This window comes from Streptomyces europaeiscabiei (genome assembly GCF_001550375.1).
GTDB lineage: Bacteria > Actinomycetota > Actinomycetes > Streptomycetales > Streptomycetaceae > Streptomyces > Streptomyces europaeiscabiei.
Window position 1 is genome coordinate 1 of the sequence record NZ_LRTR01000016.1, and the last position, 14,334, is coordinate 14,334.

Sequence of the window (14,334 nt, forward strand, 5' to 3'; positions counted from 1 at the left end):
TGGCCGTCGCACGCGTCAACGCCGACGCCGGCCGGCCGTTGCGGCTGAAGCTGCGGGCGTTCGACGACGGGGGCGAGCCCGACCGGACCCTGGACCGGGCCCGACGGCTGGTGGCGGACAAGCGGGTCCTCGCGGTGCTGGGGCCCACCACGGACGACTGTTTCCTCGCCGCGGAGACCACATACACGAAGGCCGTGCTGCCCGTGGTCTCGGTTTCGGTGGGGGTGTCGCCCACACAGCGTTGGCATGCTCAACTGTCACCGATGGGAGAGTTGCTCGCCGCCCCGTGCAACGTCTATCTCTCGGGCAAGGTCGACGCCCGCAAGGTGTTCCTGGTCGACGACCGGGCCGAGGGCGACTTCGCCTGGGCCCTGTGCAACTTCATCCAGCGCGCACTGGGCCGTGGCGGGAGGGACACGAGCGTCACGAGTGTCGCCGCCGGGAAGTTCGACGCCACCGCGCTCGCCGGGAAGGTCGTCGCGGATCGCGCGGACGCGGTCGTGTTCAGCGGGGGCCAGGAGCGGGCGGGTGCCTTCGCGGCGGCGCTGCGCGGGGCCGGGTTCTCCGGGGCCCGGGTCGCGACCCAACGGGCCTTCGGCACACGGTTCCTGAAGAGCGCGGGCCCGGCAGCCGACGGCTGGGTGTTCGCCACCACGTTCATCGATCCGACGGCCACCCCGGCGGCCGGCGCGTTCACCAAGGCGTACGAGGCACGGTACGGGGAGCGTCCCGGCTGGTACGCGGCGGAGGCGTACGACGCGGTGTTGTTCCTGGCCGAGGTGTGCGCGAGCGGGGACTCGCCCCTGACGGAACGCGGCGCGATCGTACGTCGTATGCGCGAGGTGGCCTACAAGGGCATCAGCCGGACCGTCGCGTACACCTCGGACAACGGATACAACCACGACGCCCTGTTCCTGTTCCGCACGGTCGACCGGGAGTTCGACTTTCTCGGGCAGTACCAGCGGGCGGATGTGTGAGACCGGTCGCCGGGGCCGACCGTTCGGGCTGGTCGTCCCTGCTGGTCGTCGAGGGTGAGGGCCCGACCCGGGTCAGGACCTGGTTCAGGGCCCGGGTCAGGACCGACCCGAGGGTGGTCAACAGGGCCGCGCCCGAGGGGCTATCGTGCCTTCATGTCGCAGGACCTGATTCGCATCGTTTCCCGAGACTCGCCCATGGCTCTGGCCCAGGTGGAGCGTGTGCGCGCCGAACTCGCCGTGCTCCACCCGGCGCTGCGCACCGAAGTGGTCCCCGTGAAGACGACCGGGGACAAGTGGATGGGCGACCTCTCCCAGGTCGAGGGCAAGGGGGCGTTCACCAAGGAGGTCGACGCCGCGCTCGTCGCGGGCGAGGCGGACCTCGCCGTGCACTGCGTGAAGGACATTCCCGCCGACCGGCCCCTCCCGGCCGGCACGATGTTCGCCGCGTTCCTGAAGCGGGACGACATCCGTGACGCGCTCGTGGACCCCGCCGGGCGCACCCTGGACGAGCTGCCCGCCGGGACTCGTATCGGCACCTCCTCCGTACGGCGCACGGCGCAACTCGCCGCTTCCCACCCGCACTTGGAGTGCGTGCCGTTCCGGGGCAACGCCAACCGCCGTCTGGAGAAGCTCGCCGCCGGCGAGGCGGACGCGCTGCTGCTGGCCGTCTCCGGGCTGGAGCGGATCGGCCGCGCGGACGTGATCAGCGAGATCCTGTCCGTCGAGACGATGATGCCGCCGATCGGCGCGGGCGTCCTGGCGCTCCAGTGCCGGGAGGGCGACGCCCTCACCATCGACACCGTCAGCGGCCTCGGCGACCCGGACACCCACCGCGAAACCCTCGCCGAGCGGATGTTCCTGCATGTCCTCCAGGGCCACTGCAACAGCCCCATCGCCGGGTTCGCCCGCACGGACCGCAGCGGCGAACTCTCCCTCCGCGCCTGCGTGTTCACCCCCGACGGCAAGACGGTCATCAACGCCCACGAATGGGCCGGCCGTCTCGACCCCGCGACCCTGGGCACCTCCGTCGCCGTCGCCCTGCTCCGCCAGGGCGCCCGGGACCTCATCGACGGCATTCCCCACTGACCCGTTCCCGGGCCCTGCCGGATCGACCGGTGGTCGATCACGGCACCCGGCGGCAGCCGTCGGTGATTCCTGGCCGCCCGGGTCAGTCGACGCGCCGGGTCAGTACCTGGCCCGGCCAGGTGTCGGAGAGGAAGCGGTCGGTGGGGGTGAAGCCGTTGCGTTCGTAGAACGCGACGAGTTGGCCGCCGCCGCCCGCCCAGCAGTCGACCCGCAGGAGCCGTACGTCGGCCCGGCGGGTCTCCTCGGCGGCGTGGGCCAGCAGGGCCGCCCCGATGCCCCGGCCGGCGTGGCGGCGGTCGGAGACCAGGAGCCGGACGTACCTCTCGGGTTCCCCCGCCGGTGCGATCGGCATCCGGGGGCTGGGGCCGGAGTCCAGCACCAGGGCCCCGACGGGTGTTCCGTCCAGCTCCGCGATGTACGGGGTGTTCTCGGTCGTGTACCGCTCGACCCGGCCCACCCCGTCGGGCCGCCGTGAGTACGGGATCGTGCCCCACTGCTCGGTGTTGCCGCGCTCGTTCATCCAGGCCACCGCCGCGTCGAGCATGTCGAGGATGGCCGGAGCGTCGGCCGGGGCGCCGGGTCTGATCCGTATGCCGTGGGGAGTGTCGGTCACGTCGGCAGCCTACTGGGGGCGGGGTGACGCGTCTTGTCCGGTGTGCGGCTGTGCGCTGCTTCGGCGTGCGGCTGTGCGCTGCTTCGGCGTGCGTCGGCGTGCGTGTACGTCGGTGTGCGTCCGGGCTCGCTCACCGGGCCGTCTCCTCGGCGGGGTCGTCGGGTCGGGCGAGGCCGAGTTCGCGGTCGCCGAGCGGCTCGAAGTAGCGCTCCACGTCGGCATCGGTGACGTCGGCAAGGGCGGCCGGGGACCAGCGGGGGTCGCGGTCCTTGTCGATGACCTGGGCGCGGATGCCCTCGACCAGGTCGGCGGTGGCCAGGGCCGCGCAGGAGACGCGGTACTCCTGCTCCAGCACTCGCTCCAGGGAGCCGAGTCGGCGGGCGCGGCGCATGGAGGACAGGGTGACCTTGAGCGCGGTGGGCGACTTGGCGAGCAGCGTCTCGGCGGTCTCCTTCGCCGCCGGGTCGCCGTCGGCGAGGAGCCGCCGGACGATCTCCTCGACCGTGTCGGCGGCGAAGCAGGAGTCGATCCACTCCCGCTGACCGGCCAGTTCGCCGGGCGACGGCTGCCGCATCTGCCGGGCGACCGCTTCCCTCACGGGCAGCTCGGCGAGGTCGTCGAGCAGGTGCCCGAGCGACGCGGACGGTACGTAGTGGTCGGCGAGTCCGCACAGCAGGGCGTCCCCGGCGCCGATCTGCGCTCCCGTCAGGGCGAGGAGGGTGCCGAGTTCGCCCGGCGCGAGGGCCAGGAGATGAGTGCCGCCGACGTCCGGTACGAAGCCGATGCCGGTCTCGGGCATGGCGATCCTCGACCGCTCGGTGACGATGCGGACGCTGCCGTGCGCGGAGACACCGACGCCGCCGCCCATCACGATCCCGTCCATGACGGCGACGTACGGCTTGGGGTAGCGGGCGATTCGGGCGTTGAGGTGGTACTCGTCGCGCCAGAACGCGGCCGAGGCGGTGCCGTCCCCGTCGCGGGCGTCGTCGTGGACGACGCGGATGTCGCCGCCCGCGCACAGGCCCCGCTCCCCCGCGCCGGTGATCACGACGCTCTCCACGGCCGGGTCGTGTTCCCAGGCGGTCAGCGCCTCGCCGATGCGCCGCACCATGGCGTGGTTGAGGGCGTTGAGGGCCCTCGGGCGGTTGAGGGTGATGTGGGCGGCCCGGCCCGTGGTGTGCAGGAGGACGGGCTCTTCGCCGCCGGTCATCGGCGGGTCTCCGTCAGACCTCGGGCCACGCTGACGCGCATGATCTCGTCGCTTCCTTCCAGGATCCGGTGGACACGTGGGTCCCGGACGGTCGCGGTGGGCGCACCGGGCGTGCGACAGGCGACCACCCGCCATGAGACGGACCCCGCTCCGAGCAGGAGCCAGGTGGGCGCGGTCGCCGGTCAGCCCCGAGCTTGCCAACACCCCGGACCCCGCCGAGCGTACCCGACCCTCTTCTCCGCCTCTCCGCCCCAGGGGCGGCTTCACGATCTCTCCCGGCCCCGAGACCGCCCGCGACCGACAGCGGCCGACAGCGGCCACCGGCAACGCCGACAGACCGCCGCTGACGTCCCTGTTCACTTCACTTCGGAGGTTTCCGCCAGGTCCTGATCTCGGTGGCCGGAAGGCGCTCCGCGAAGCGGTTGTCGGGGGCCGTCTCCTCCAGCAGCGCACGCAGGTCCCGCTCGAAGTCCGCGAGCCCGTCGCCCAGCAGGTGCGGCGCCGAATCGGATCGGGAGAACGTCCACGCGACGATGTCGTCCGTGGTGCGGGTGACGACTTCCCCGGCCGGCACCACAAGTCGTGCGAAGTTCCGGAAACCGGCGCGCTCGATGATGAGTTCCTCCCCGCCCGGCGTGCCGTTGACGAGCACGCCCTGCCCCGCGCGGCGCAGCGGGCCCAGGTAACGGCGCACCAGGTCGGCGATGCGGTCGTACGGCGGCGCGGACAACGGCGCAGGGGGAGGCTCGGGAAGCGGGTGCTGCAGGTCGCTCACGTGGACGAGCGCGCCGCCCGGCTCCAGCATCTCCAGCACGGTGGCCGCCACACGGTCGCGATCCGTCCAGTGGAAGGACTGCGCGAACACCACGGCCCGGAACGTTCCCAGCCCCGCCGGCAGGTCCTCGGCGCGGGCGGCCACCCAGCGCGCGTTGGTCACCCCTCGGCGCCCGGCCTGCCGCCCGGCCTCGGACAGCATGTCCTCGTCCGGATCGACGCCGACCGCCTCCGTGAAGAACCGTGCCATCGGCAGCAGCACGGTCCCCGGGCCGCAGCCGACGTCGAGGAGTCTGCCCCGGCCGTCCAGACCGAGGGCCTCGGCGAGCGCTTCGGGAAAGCCGGGAGCGTACGGGAGCCTGCCTCGCTCGTAGTGGGCCGCGCTTCCCTGGAAGAGCGTGCGGTCCCACTCCCATCCATCAGGCATGTCGATTCCCTTCACCCGCCCGGTCCGTGCAGACCCGCACGCTACTCGGGTCGGTCGAACTCCTCGACGTACTCCTCCGGCGCTCCCGGCTCGGGACGGTCCCGCAACTCCAGTTCTCCGCCGAGCCGTTCGAGTTCGAGGACCGTCACCGTGTTCCCGCCTGCGCGAAGCAGGGGCGCCGGGCAGTACAGCGTGACCTGCGGTCCCTGCAGCGCTGGGACGCAGGAGCCGGCCGCTGGATCACCTTCGCGACCCTCGACCCGCGACACCGGAATCGGCCACGACCTCGCCCTGACCGGCTTCGGCGCCATCGCCACCTCCCGGCTCCGGGCGGCGCTCACCGGGCGGATCGCGACGGAGCGGTACACGACCACCCCGACCGGGATGTCCGTCCACAGGAGCGACGGCTGGACCGGGCGCGGCCGCGCGACGGTCACCGGCGGGCGGACGAGTACACCGCCACCGGTGACCGGCTCGCGCACGCGTAGGCGGAGCCTGTCAAAGGCCGAAGCCGAGCAGGGCGACTTCGAGGGGAAGCACGGGGCGCTCCGGGAGCGCCGGAGGGTCTTCGCCACGGCCGGTGTGGGTGGGCGGGACGGGGCGGAGGGCCTTGATTCCGTCGGCGGCCCATCCCGCGTCCGTCGGAGGCAGCGACAGGGTCATGCGTCGGCCGTCGGCCAGTGTGGTCTCGATCTTGGTCGGGTCGTTCGTCGTCATGGCAACCCTGCTTCCGTCGCGCACCAGGTGCGTTCAGCCTCACCAGGATGGACGCCAGTTCGATCCGAGAAGTTCCCGCCTGTCGTGTGCCCGGCGCACCCACCGGGCCGGCACCGGGCGAACGCTCTTCCGGAGGGCTGCCGTTCTAGGCAGAACCACCGTTACTCATCAGCAGTTGGCCGTTGATCCACTGGCCTTCGCGGGAGCAGAGGAAGTCGACGAGGTGGGCGGTGTCCTGTGGGGTGCCCAGGCGGCCGAGCGGGGTGGCACGGACGCAGTGTGCCCTGGCCTCCTCGGACATCCAGCCCGTGTCGACCGGGCCGGGGTTGATGACGTTGGCGGTCACGCCGAGGTGGGCGAGTTCATGGGCGGCGGCCAGGGTGATCCGGTCCAGGGCTCCCTTGCTCGCCCCGTAGGGAAGGTTGCCCACGGTGTGGTCGCTGGTGAGGCCGACGATCCGGCCGCTCCCCCGCTCCGCCGCGAAACGGCGCCCGAACTCACGGATGAGCAGCCAGGTGGCGCGTGCGTTGACGGCGAAGTGGCGGTCGAAGCTCTCGACCGTGGTGTCCAGGAGACCCGAGTCGACCGATTCGCAGTGGCACATCACCAAGGCGGTGACGCCACCGAGCCGTTCCTGGACCTCGTCGAAGACGCGCGCCGGGGTGTCGGGATCGGCGAGATCCGCCTCGACCGCCGTGACGGACGCGCCGTGTTCGGCCAGGGATCGACTGATCGCCTCCGTCGCCCCGGACTCCCTGCCCCAGGGCATGCGGTCGTCGTAGGGGGTCCAGTGGGTGAAGGCGATGTCCCACCCCGACGCAGCCAGCCGACGGGCGACGCCCGCACCGATACCGGCGGTACGGCCCACGCCGGTGACCAGGGCCAGCGGGCGGGGCGCGGAAGCGGTTTCGTCCTGGGTGAACCGATCTTGCTCACTGCTGTTCGTCACGGCGTGCGATCGTCCCCGAGCAGCACAGAACCGTCAAACTCGTTATCGGGACCGGGTGTTCCCCTGTCGCCCACCGGAAATGTGAACTGACGTACGGAGTACGGGTGTCGGGACGTAAGTTGTGTCTGGAACTCCTCGCTTCGGCTGAAAGACGGACGGTAGACATGACCGACCACGCGACCACGCCCGGACCCGCGGCGCATCAGAAGATCGACACCTCGGTGCCGCACTCGGCCCGTATCTGGAACTACTGGCTGGGCGGGAAGGACAACTACCCCGTCGACGAGCAGGCCGGCGACGCGTACACCGCCGTGTTCCCCGGCATCGTGACCATCGCCCGCAGCAGCCGCGCGTTCCTGCGGCGCAACATCACCTACCTGGTCGCCGAGGCGGGCATACGTCAGTTCCTGGACGTCGGAACGGGCCTGCCGACCGCCGAGAACACCCACGAGGTCGCCCAGCGGATCGCCCCTGAGACCCGGATCGTCTACGTCGACAACGACCCGATGGTCCTGGCCCACGCCCGCGCCCTGCTCTACTCCACGCCGGAGGGAGCGACCGCCTACGTCGACTCCAACGTGCTCGACCCGGACCGCATCCTCGCGGCCGCCGCCGACACGCTGGACCTCAGCCGGCCCACCGCACTGATCCTCAGCAACATCCTGGGCCACGTCGCCGACCACGACCAGGCGCGCTCCATCGTCGACCGTCTGCTGGGCGCGCTGCCGTCCGGGAGCTACCTCTCCATCAACGACGGTTCCCGAGGCATCGACCCGGTCTTCGAGCGAGCCCAGGACGGGTACAACGAGAGCGGCGCCGTGCCGTACAACCTGCGCACCGTCGACGAGATCACCTCGTTCTTCGACGGCCTCGAACTGCTGGACCCCGGCGTGGTCTCGGTCCCCCTCTGGCGCCCGGACACCACCGACCCGGCCCCGCTGGCCATCGCCGAACACGGCGGCCTCGCCCGCAAGCCGTGACACCACGTCGTGATGGTGTGACGCCGTGAGGTGAAGTGGCGCGGGCCTGGGCGCTTTCTGAAACCGCCCAGGCCCGCGCCGCTGTCTGTCGGGCCACCGTGCGGGGGCGTTCCGGAGTACACCTGACGAGACCGGGACGACCCCGTACGCCTCACTCCGAGCACCACCGCCGGGCAGCCTCTGGTCATCAGTGGTCAGTGATCGATCAGTTTCCGGCCAAAGACTTGATATGCCCCTGACATACCCGGCTCACGTCTGTCACTCTGTGCCCATCCCGTCTCACGACGGCGCACGCGCACCCGCATCGCAGCACTCCCTGCAACAACCCGGTGCCTCGACCCGTGCACCGGGTCCTTCGTACGGCCGTTCGCCCAACGTCGGCCGCAGCAAAGGAGTTCGCGTGAGATCCACCCCCCACAGACGTACTACGGCCACGGCCGCCCTCGTAGTAGCGACGGCGGTCCTCGCCGTCGCCGTCCCGGGCGCCCCGGCGATGGCACGCGGTGACAGCGGCGAAGGCACCCCCCGTACCGCGGCCGCGAAACCGGACCGCGGCGCACTGCCCGCGCAGCTCACTCCCGCTCAGCGCGCCACCCTCGTCCAGAAGGCCGAGAAGGCCACGGACAGGACCGCGGACCGCCTCGACCTGGGCGGTCAGGAGGAGTTGCGGGTCCGGGACGTCGTCAAGGACGCCGACGGCACCGTGCACACCCGCTACGAGCGCACCTACGCCGGGCTCCCCGTGCTCGGCGGTGACCTGGTCGTCCACGCCGCCAAGAGCGGCGCGGTCGAGAGCGTCACCCGGGCCTACAAGCCCGAGCTGAAGGTGTCGGACCTCAGCGCCGAGGTCAGCAAGGCCGCGGCCGAGAAGCAGGCGCTCGCGGCGGCCAAGGAGGAAGGTTCCGCCAAGACCGAGGCGGACAGCAGCCGCAAGGTCGTCTGGGCGGCGAAGGGCACACCGACCCTCGCCTACGAGACCGTCGTGAGCGGCTTCCAGCACGACGACACGCCCAGCGAGCTGCACGTCATCACCGACGCGCAGACCGGGAAGAAGCTGTACGAGTACGAGGCCGTGCACACCGGCACGGGCAACACCCGCTACAGCGGCACGGTCACGCTCGGCACCAGCCAGTCGGGCTCGTCGTACACGCTGACCGACGCGGACCGGGGCAACCACCGGACGTACAACCTCAACCGCGGATCGTCCGGGACGGGCACGCTGTTCAGCGGGAGCGACGACGTCTGGGGTGACGGGACCGCCGCCAACCTGGAGACCGCGGGCGCGGACGCGCACTACGGGGCCGCTCTGACCTGGGACTACTACAAGAACGTCCACGGCCGCAACGGGCTGCGCAACGACGGGGTCGCGCCGTACAGCCGGGTCCACTACGGCAACAACTACATCAACGCGTTCTGGCAGGACACCTGCTTCTGCATGACGTACGGCGACGGGTCGGGCAACGCCAACCCGCTCACCTCGATCGACGTGGCCGCGCACGAGATGACGCACGGCCTGACCTCGGTCACCGCCAACCTGGTCTACAGCGGTGAGTCCGGCGGGTTGAACGAGGCGACCTCCGACATCTTCGCCGCCGCGGTCGAGTTCGCCGCCGGCAACAGCAGCGACGTCGGGGACTACCTCGTCGGCGAGAAGATCGACATCAACGGCGACGGTACGCCGCTGCGCTACATGGACAAGCCCAGCAAGGACGGCTCCTCGCGCGACTACTGGTCCTCCACGCTCGGCAACGTCGACGTCCACTACTCCTCGGGCCCGGCCAACCACTGGTACTACCTGGCCTCCGAGGGCAGCGGCGCGAAGGTCGTCAACGGCGTCTCCTACGACTCGCCGACCTTCGACGGGCTTCCGGTGACTCCGATAGGCCGGGACGCCGCCGAGAAGATCTGGTTCCGGGCGCTCACCACGTACATGACGTCCACGACCAACTACGCGGCCGCCCGCAACGCCACCCTGCAGGCCGCCGCCGACCTGTACGGGCTCGGCTCGGTGACCTACAACAACACCGCCAACGCCTGGGCCGCGATCAACGTCGGCTCCCGGATCCTCGACGGCGTGACGGTCGTTCCGCCGGCCGCCCAGTACACCCTCACCGGCCAGGCGGTCACGCTGGACGTCCAGGCGTCGTCCACCAACGCCGGCGCCCTGTCGTACGCGGCCACCGGCCTCCCGGACGGGCTGTCCATCGACGCCGCCACGGGACGCATCTCGGGCACCCCGACCACGGCCGGGAACTGGACGCCGACCGTCACCGTGACGGACGCGGCCGACGAGACCGGGACGGCGAGCTTCGCCTGGCGCGTGGACGAGGAGGGGAACCAGTCGGTGTTCGAGAACACCGCCGACTACCAGATCCCCGACAACTCCACCGTCGAGTCCCCGATCAACGTCAACCGGGCCGGAGCGGCGCCCAGCACGCTCACCGTGGACGTGAACATCGTCCACACCTGGCGCGGTGACCTGGTCGTCGACCTCGTGGCCCCGGACGGCACGGCGTACCGGCTGAAGAACTCCGCCGGGTCCGACTCCGCCGACAACGTGGTCGAGACGTACACGGTGAACGCCTCCTCCGAGACCGCCGCAGGCACCTGGAAGTTGCGGGTCCAGGACGTGGCCAGCCTCGACACCGGTTACATCAACAGCTGGAAGCTGACGTTCTGACGACGATCGACTTCTGACGATCGACTTCTGACGGTCATGTTCTGATGATCCGTCAACCAGCGTTCCACTGAAGCAAGTCAGCTGCCGAGCGGTCGGTCCTGCCCCTGCGGGACCGGCCGTTCGGCCGTGTCCCCCTCCGCGTCGATGCGCGGCAGCACGCGGTCCAGCCAGTGCGGGGTCCACCAGGCGTGAGGGCCCAGGAGGGTCATCACCGCCGGGACGAGGAGCAGCCGTACGACCGTCGCGTCGATGAGGACGCTCACGGCGAGGCCGAGGCCGAGCATCTTGACGACGATGTTGTCGCTGATGATGAACGCGGCGAAGACGCTCACCATGATCAGGGCGGCGCAGGTGATGACGCGCGCGGTGATCTCCAGGGCGTGGGCGACGGAGGCACGGGCGTCGCCGGTGCGCAGCCAGGCCTCGTGGACACGGGAGAGCAGGAAGATCTCGTAGTCCATGCTCAGCCCGAAGATGATGGCGAACATCATCATCGGGACATAGCTCTCGATGGGTACCTTGCCGGAGACGCCCAGGGCGGGGCCGCCCCAGCCCCATTGGAAGACGGCGACGACCACACCGTACGAGGCGGTGATGGACAGGACGTTGAGGACCGCCGCCTTCAGCGCGACGAGCAGGCCCCGGAAGACGATGAGGATGATCAGGAAGGCCAGGGCCACGACGACGGCGATGATCAGCGGCAGCCGGCTCGCCACGATGTCGCGGAAGTCGACCTGGGAGGCCGTGGTGCCGGTGACGTATCCCTCGGCCTTGGTTCCGGAGACGGAGGCGGGCAGGGTGTCGTCGACCAGGCGGTTCACCAGGTCCGTGGTGTCGGCGTTCTGCGGGGACTCCTTCGCGTAGACCGTGCCGACGAGGACGTCCCCGTCCTGCGTGACGGACAGCGGGGTGACCGCGTGCGCCCCCTCCACGGCGTCGAGGTCCTTCTGCGCGGTGCTCTGGAGGCTCTGGCGGTCGGACGACGGGACGGAGGTCTGGTCGATGACGACGGTGAGGGGGCCGTTGGAGCCGGGGCCGAAGGCGTCGGTCATCAGGTCGTAGGCGCGCCGGTCGGTGAAGGAGGTGGGGTCGGCGCCGTCGCCGATGTGGCCGAGCTGGATGGAGAAGACCGGGATGGCGAGAATCGCGATGGTGGTGACGCCCGCGGCCAGGAACCGCCAGGGCCGGTGCGCCACGCGCTGGGCGTAGCGGTGCCAGGTGCCCTCGATCTCGGCGCCCTCCTCGACGCCTGTCTCGGCGACCGGTCTGCGCACGTGGTAGCGGTCGATGCGGCGGCCGATGAGCCCCAGCAGGGCCGGGACCAGGGTCAGGGCGCCGATGACCGCCGAGACCACGGTGACGGCGGCCGCGAGGCCGAGTTTCCCGATGAAACTCACTCCGGACGCGTACAGCCCGCACAGGGCGATGATCACCGTGCAACCGGAGACGAGTACGGCGCGGCCACTGGTGGCCGCGGCGTACCCGGCGGCGCGCACCGGGTCGGCGCCGTTCATGAGGTTCTGCCGGTGACGGGTGATCAGGAACAGGGCGTAGTCGATGCCCACGCCGAGGCCGATCATCGTCGCCAGGGTCGGGGAGACGGTGGCGAACGTGAAGGCGGAGGCGAGCAGCCCGAGACAGGCGAGGCCACCGATCGCGCTCAGCAGCGCGGTCACCAGGGGCAGACCGGCCGCGATCACACTGCCGAAGCCGACGAGGAGGACGACGATCGCCACCGCGAACCCGATGAGTTCGCTCACCCGGTCGTCGGGCGCGGGACGGGCCAGTTCGCCCAGCGGCCCGCCGTACTCGACCTCGGCGCCCGCCGACCGCAGCGGCTGGACGGAGTCGTCCACGCCGTCGAGGTAGCCGTCCCCGAGAGTCGAGGGCTGCACGTCGAAGCGGACGGTGATGTACGCCGTCTTCTGGTCGGACGACAGCGGGCCGACGTTCGGCTGCTGCGACTGGGACGACGACTGCGACGGCTGCGTGGAAGGCGCGGTGAGCGGGTTCTGCACCGACAGCACGTGCGGCAGTTTCTGCAGGTCTCCGACCGTGTCGGACATCTGGGAGCCGAGGGAGGTGAGCGCCTTGTCCTTGTCGTGCAGGACGATCTGGCTGCTGTAGCCGCCGGCCGCCGGATCGTGCTCCTTCAGGACGTCCAGGCCCTGCGTGGACTGCACGCCCGGGAGGTCGAAGTCGTCCGAGTAGTCGCCGCCGTAGGCCCGGTTCAGGACCTGGAGTGCCGCGAGGGCGACCAGCCAGGCGACGATGACGATGACGAAGTGCCGGGCGCACCACTCGCCGAGCCGCCGCAGCCGGCCCGCCGCGGCCTTGGCCCCGCTTTCCCCACCGGTACGGCCTGAGCGCATCGTCTCTCCTCCGGGAGCGATCTCCCGGACCCCATTACACGATGCTCCCGTCGGCCCGGCACCTCCGGCGGCGGCGGTCCCCCGGTTGGCGGCCCCGGCTTGACAGGCGGACGATGGGAGGTGGGACGGCCTAGCGGAAGGAGCCGCCATGCTGGAGATCAAGACGGTCGAGAAGCCGGACGAACGGCGCGATTTCCCACGGGGTCACCTCGAAGCCGTTCACCTCACGGGGCTCGACTTCGCCGTGGCCACGTTCGAACCGGGCTGGCGCTGGTCGGAGTCCGTCGCCCCCATCGCGGGCACGGAGAGCTGCCAGGTCCACCACAACGGCTATGTGGTCCAAGGACGTATGCACATCCGCATGGACGACGGTGGTGAGGGTGAGGTCGGGCCGGGCGACGCGTTCGTGTGCCCGCCGGGGCACGACGCGTGGGTCGTGGGCGACGAGCAGGTCCTGCTGTACGACTTCGCCGGCCAGATGGCGACGGACTACGCCAAGGCGAAGGACGACTGAGCCGAGCCGGGTGCGAGAGGGGCCGGAGGCGGTGGCGTACGCGCCCCGCCTCCGTCCGTCCGCCCGTGCGTTCGAGCCCTGCGGCTTCGGCCTGATCCCATCGGCCGGCCCCGGATCCCGTGTCCTGGGTCCGGTGCCCTAGATCCCGTCCGAGTCCCGCAGGTTGTCCAGCGTCGCGTTGGTGTCGTTCTTGAGCCACTCCACGACGTCGTCCACCTCCGGCATCGCCACGTCGTCGTAGGTGGAGCCGTAGGCGCTCCACCTCATCTCGTACGTCATCCAGCCGTCGCGCACCGCGAGGGTGGCCGACCGGCTGCCGCTGGTGTCGTTGCCGGAGCTGGTGTCCTCGGTGACGAGGTACGCCTCGTCGCCGAAGCCGGAGACCTCGTCCACGTCGTAGTCCTCGTACCGCTGGTCGTACTCGGACCACAGGGCGGTGAACTCGGGGCCGGGGTCGGTCTTCTTGTGGAGGTCCAGCTGGACCGAGAAGTACGCGTCGGAGAGGGAGGAGGTCGAGGACGTCTTGAGGGAGATGCTGCAGTAGCTCTGGTCGAGGGCCTCGTGCTCCAGGGAGTTGTTCACCGGCGCGTCGTCCTCCTCCGGGTACTCGTTCTTGAACGACGAGTACTCCACCGAGGAACAGAGGTTGGACTTGGCCCGGTATCCGCGCAGGTCCGCCTCCGTGTCGTCCTTGCCGAGCAGGAAGACACCGCCGGCCCACGCGGCGGAGGCCACCACCGCGCCCACCAGCACCCACAGCACGGCGCGTCCGCCGCCGCCCGTCGTGGGCGGGGCACCGAGGGCCGGGTAGCCGCCCGGCGGGTATCCGCCCGCAGGCTGGCCGTACGGATGGACCTGGGCCGGCAGCGGCGCGACCGGGGGGCCGTAGCCGGCCGGTGACTGGGGATTCGGGTAGGGGTAGGCGCTCGGGGTGGCCGCCGGGGTCGGCGCCTGCGCCTGCGCGGGGATCGGTATCTCCGCCTGAGTCGGCGTCGGCGCCTGAGTCGGCCCCTGCGACTGCGACTGCGCGGCGGG

13 protein-coding genes are annotated in these 14,334 nt (G+C 70.9%); 5 read left to right on the forward strand and 8 right to left on the reverse strand.

Annotated features, from left to right (window positions below):
* Nucleotides 1–977, forward strand: a 977-nt coding sequence (locus tag AWZ10_RS00500) for an ABC transporter substrate-binding protein (protein WP_159058187.1), incomplete at its 5' end; no start/stop codon positions are given.
* 153 nt (nucleotides 978–1,130) lie between these two features.
* Nucleotides 1,131–2,063: a hydroxymethylbilane synthase gene (hemC, locus tag AWZ10_RS00505; RefSeq protein WP_046709115.1), complete on the forward strand. Its 933-nt coding sequence runs from the start codon at nucleotides 1,131–1,133 to the stop codon at nucleotides 2,061–2,063.
* Between the two features lie 82 nt (nucleotides 2,064–2,145).
* Here the strand turns inward: hemC and AWZ10_RS00510 are convergent, their stop codons facing one another.
* The 6 genes from AWZ10_RS00510 to AWZ10_RS00535 form a co-directional block, all read right to left on the reverse strand.
* The gene (locus tag AWZ10_RS00510) at nucleotides 2,146–2,676 is read right to left on the reverse strand and encodes a GNAT family N-acetyltransferase (RefSeq protein ID WP_060890159.1); all 531 of its coding nucleotides are present in this window, start codon (nucleotides 2,674–2,676) and stop codon (nucleotides 2,146–2,148) included.
* 130 nt (nucleotides 2,677–2,806) lie between these two features.
* Nucleotides 2,807–3,886: an enoyl-CoA hydratase/isomerase family protein gene (locus AWZ10_RS00515; RefSeq protein ID WP_060890160.1), complete on the reverse strand. Its 1,080-nt coding sequence runs from the start codon at nucleotides 3,884–3,886 to the stop codon at nucleotides 2,807–2,809.
* 361 nt (nucleotides 3,887–4,247) lie between these two features.
* The gene (locus tag AWZ10_RS00520; protein WP_046709120.1) at nucleotides 4,248–5,087 is read right to left on the reverse strand and encodes a class I SAM-dependent methyltransferase; all 840 of its coding nucleotides are present in this window, start codon (nucleotides 5,085–5,087) and stop codon (nucleotides 4,248–4,250) included.
* Nucleotides 5,088–5,128: 41 nt separating this feature from the next.
* A complete protein-coding gene (locus AWZ10_RS00525) occupies nucleotides 5,129–5,569 on the reverse strand; it encodes a hypothetical protein (protein ID WP_060890161.1) in 441 nt (146 codons plus the stop codon).
* A gap of 16 nt (nucleotides 5,570–5,585) precedes the next feature.
* Nucleotides 5,586–5,804, reverse strand: a complete 219-nt coding sequence (locus AWZ10_RS00530) for a hypothetical protein (protein ID WP_046709111.1) — start codon at nucleotides 5,802–5,804, stop codon at nucleotides 5,586–5,588.
* 145 nt (nucleotides 5,805–5,949) lie between these two features.
* Nucleotides 5,950–6,753: an SDR family oxidoreductase gene (locus tag AWZ10_RS00535; protein ID WP_046709110.1), complete on the reverse strand. Its 804-nt coding sequence runs from the start codon at nucleotides 6,751–6,753 to the stop codon at nucleotides 5,950–5,952.
* Between the two features lie 164 nt (nucleotides 6,754–6,917).
* Here AWZ10_RS00535 and AWZ10_RS00540 point away from each other — a divergent pair, with 164 nt between their 5' ends.
* Together AWZ10_RS00540 and AWZ10_RS00545 are read left to right on the forward strand one after the other, a co-directional pair.
* Nucleotides 6,918–7,733 carry an SAM-dependent methyltransferase gene (locus AWZ10_RS00540; protein WP_060890162.1) on the forward strand — a complete coding sequence of 272 codons (816 nt, stop codon included), beginning with the start codon at nucleotides 6,918–6,920 and terminating at the stop codon, nucleotides 7,731–7,733.
* 400 nt (nucleotides 7,734–8,133) lie between these two features.
* Complete coding sequence (locus tag AWZ10_RS00545) at nucleotides 8,134–10,413, forward strand: M4 family metallopeptidase (RefSeq protein WP_046709108.1); 2,280 nt, start codon at nucleotides 8,134–8,136, stop codon at nucleotides 10,411–10,413.
* Between the two features lie 77 nt (nucleotides 10,414–10,490).
* Here the strand turns inward: AWZ10_RS00545 and AWZ10_RS00550 are convergent, their stop codons facing one another.
* Complete coding sequence (locus AWZ10_RS00550; protein WP_060890163.1) at nucleotides 10,491–12,785, reverse strand: MMPL family transporter; 2,295 nt, start codon at nucleotides 12,783–12,785, stop codon at nucleotides 10,491–10,493.
* A gap of 148 nt (nucleotides 12,786–12,933) precedes the next feature.
* On the opposite strand from AWZ10_RS00550, the gene AWZ10_RS00555 reads away from it, so the two are divergent.
* Nucleotides 12,934–13,299, forward strand: coding sequence for a cupin domain-containing protein (locus tag AWZ10_RS00555; RefSeq protein ID WP_046709106.1), 366 nt, complete (start codon nucleotides 12,934–12,936; stop codon nucleotides 13,297–13,299).
* Between the two features lie 138 nt (nucleotides 13,300–13,437).
* On the opposite strand, the gene AWZ10_RS00560 is transcribed toward AWZ10_RS00555, so the two are convergent.
* Nucleotides 13,438–14,334 (reverse strand): hypothetical protein (locus tag AWZ10_RS00560; protein ID WP_060890164.1); only part of this gene is annotated, 897 nt, incomplete at its 5' end.

Coding starts and splice junctions, on each gene's coding strand:
- hemC (WP_046709115.1), top strand. CDS start 1,131: ATGTCGCAGGACCTGATTCGCATCGTTTCCCGAGACTCGCCCATGGCT.
- AWZ10_RS00515 (WP_060890160.1), bottom strand. CDS start 3,886: ATGACCGGCGGCGAAGAGCCCGTCCTCCTGCACACCACGGGCCGGGCC.
- AWZ10_RS00520 (WP_046709120.1), bottom strand. CDS start 5,087: ATGCCTGATGGATGGGAGTGGGACCGCACGCTCTTCCAGGGAAGCGCG.
- AWZ10_RS00530 (WP_046709111.1), bottom strand. CDS start 5,804: ATGACGACGAACGACCCGACCAAGATCGAGACCACACTGGCCGACGGC.
- AWZ10_RS00540 (WP_060890162.1), top strand. CDS start 6,918: ATGACCGACCACGCGACCACGCCCGGACCCGCGGCGCATCAGAAGATC.
- AWZ10_RS00550 (WP_060890163.1), bottom strand. CDS start 12,785: ATGCGCTCAGGCCGTACCGGTGGGGAAAGCGGGGCCAAGGCCGCGGCG.
- AWZ10_RS00555 (WP_046709106.1), top strand. CDS start 12,934: ATGCTGGAGATCAAGACGGTCGAGAAGCCGGACGAACGGCGCGATTTC.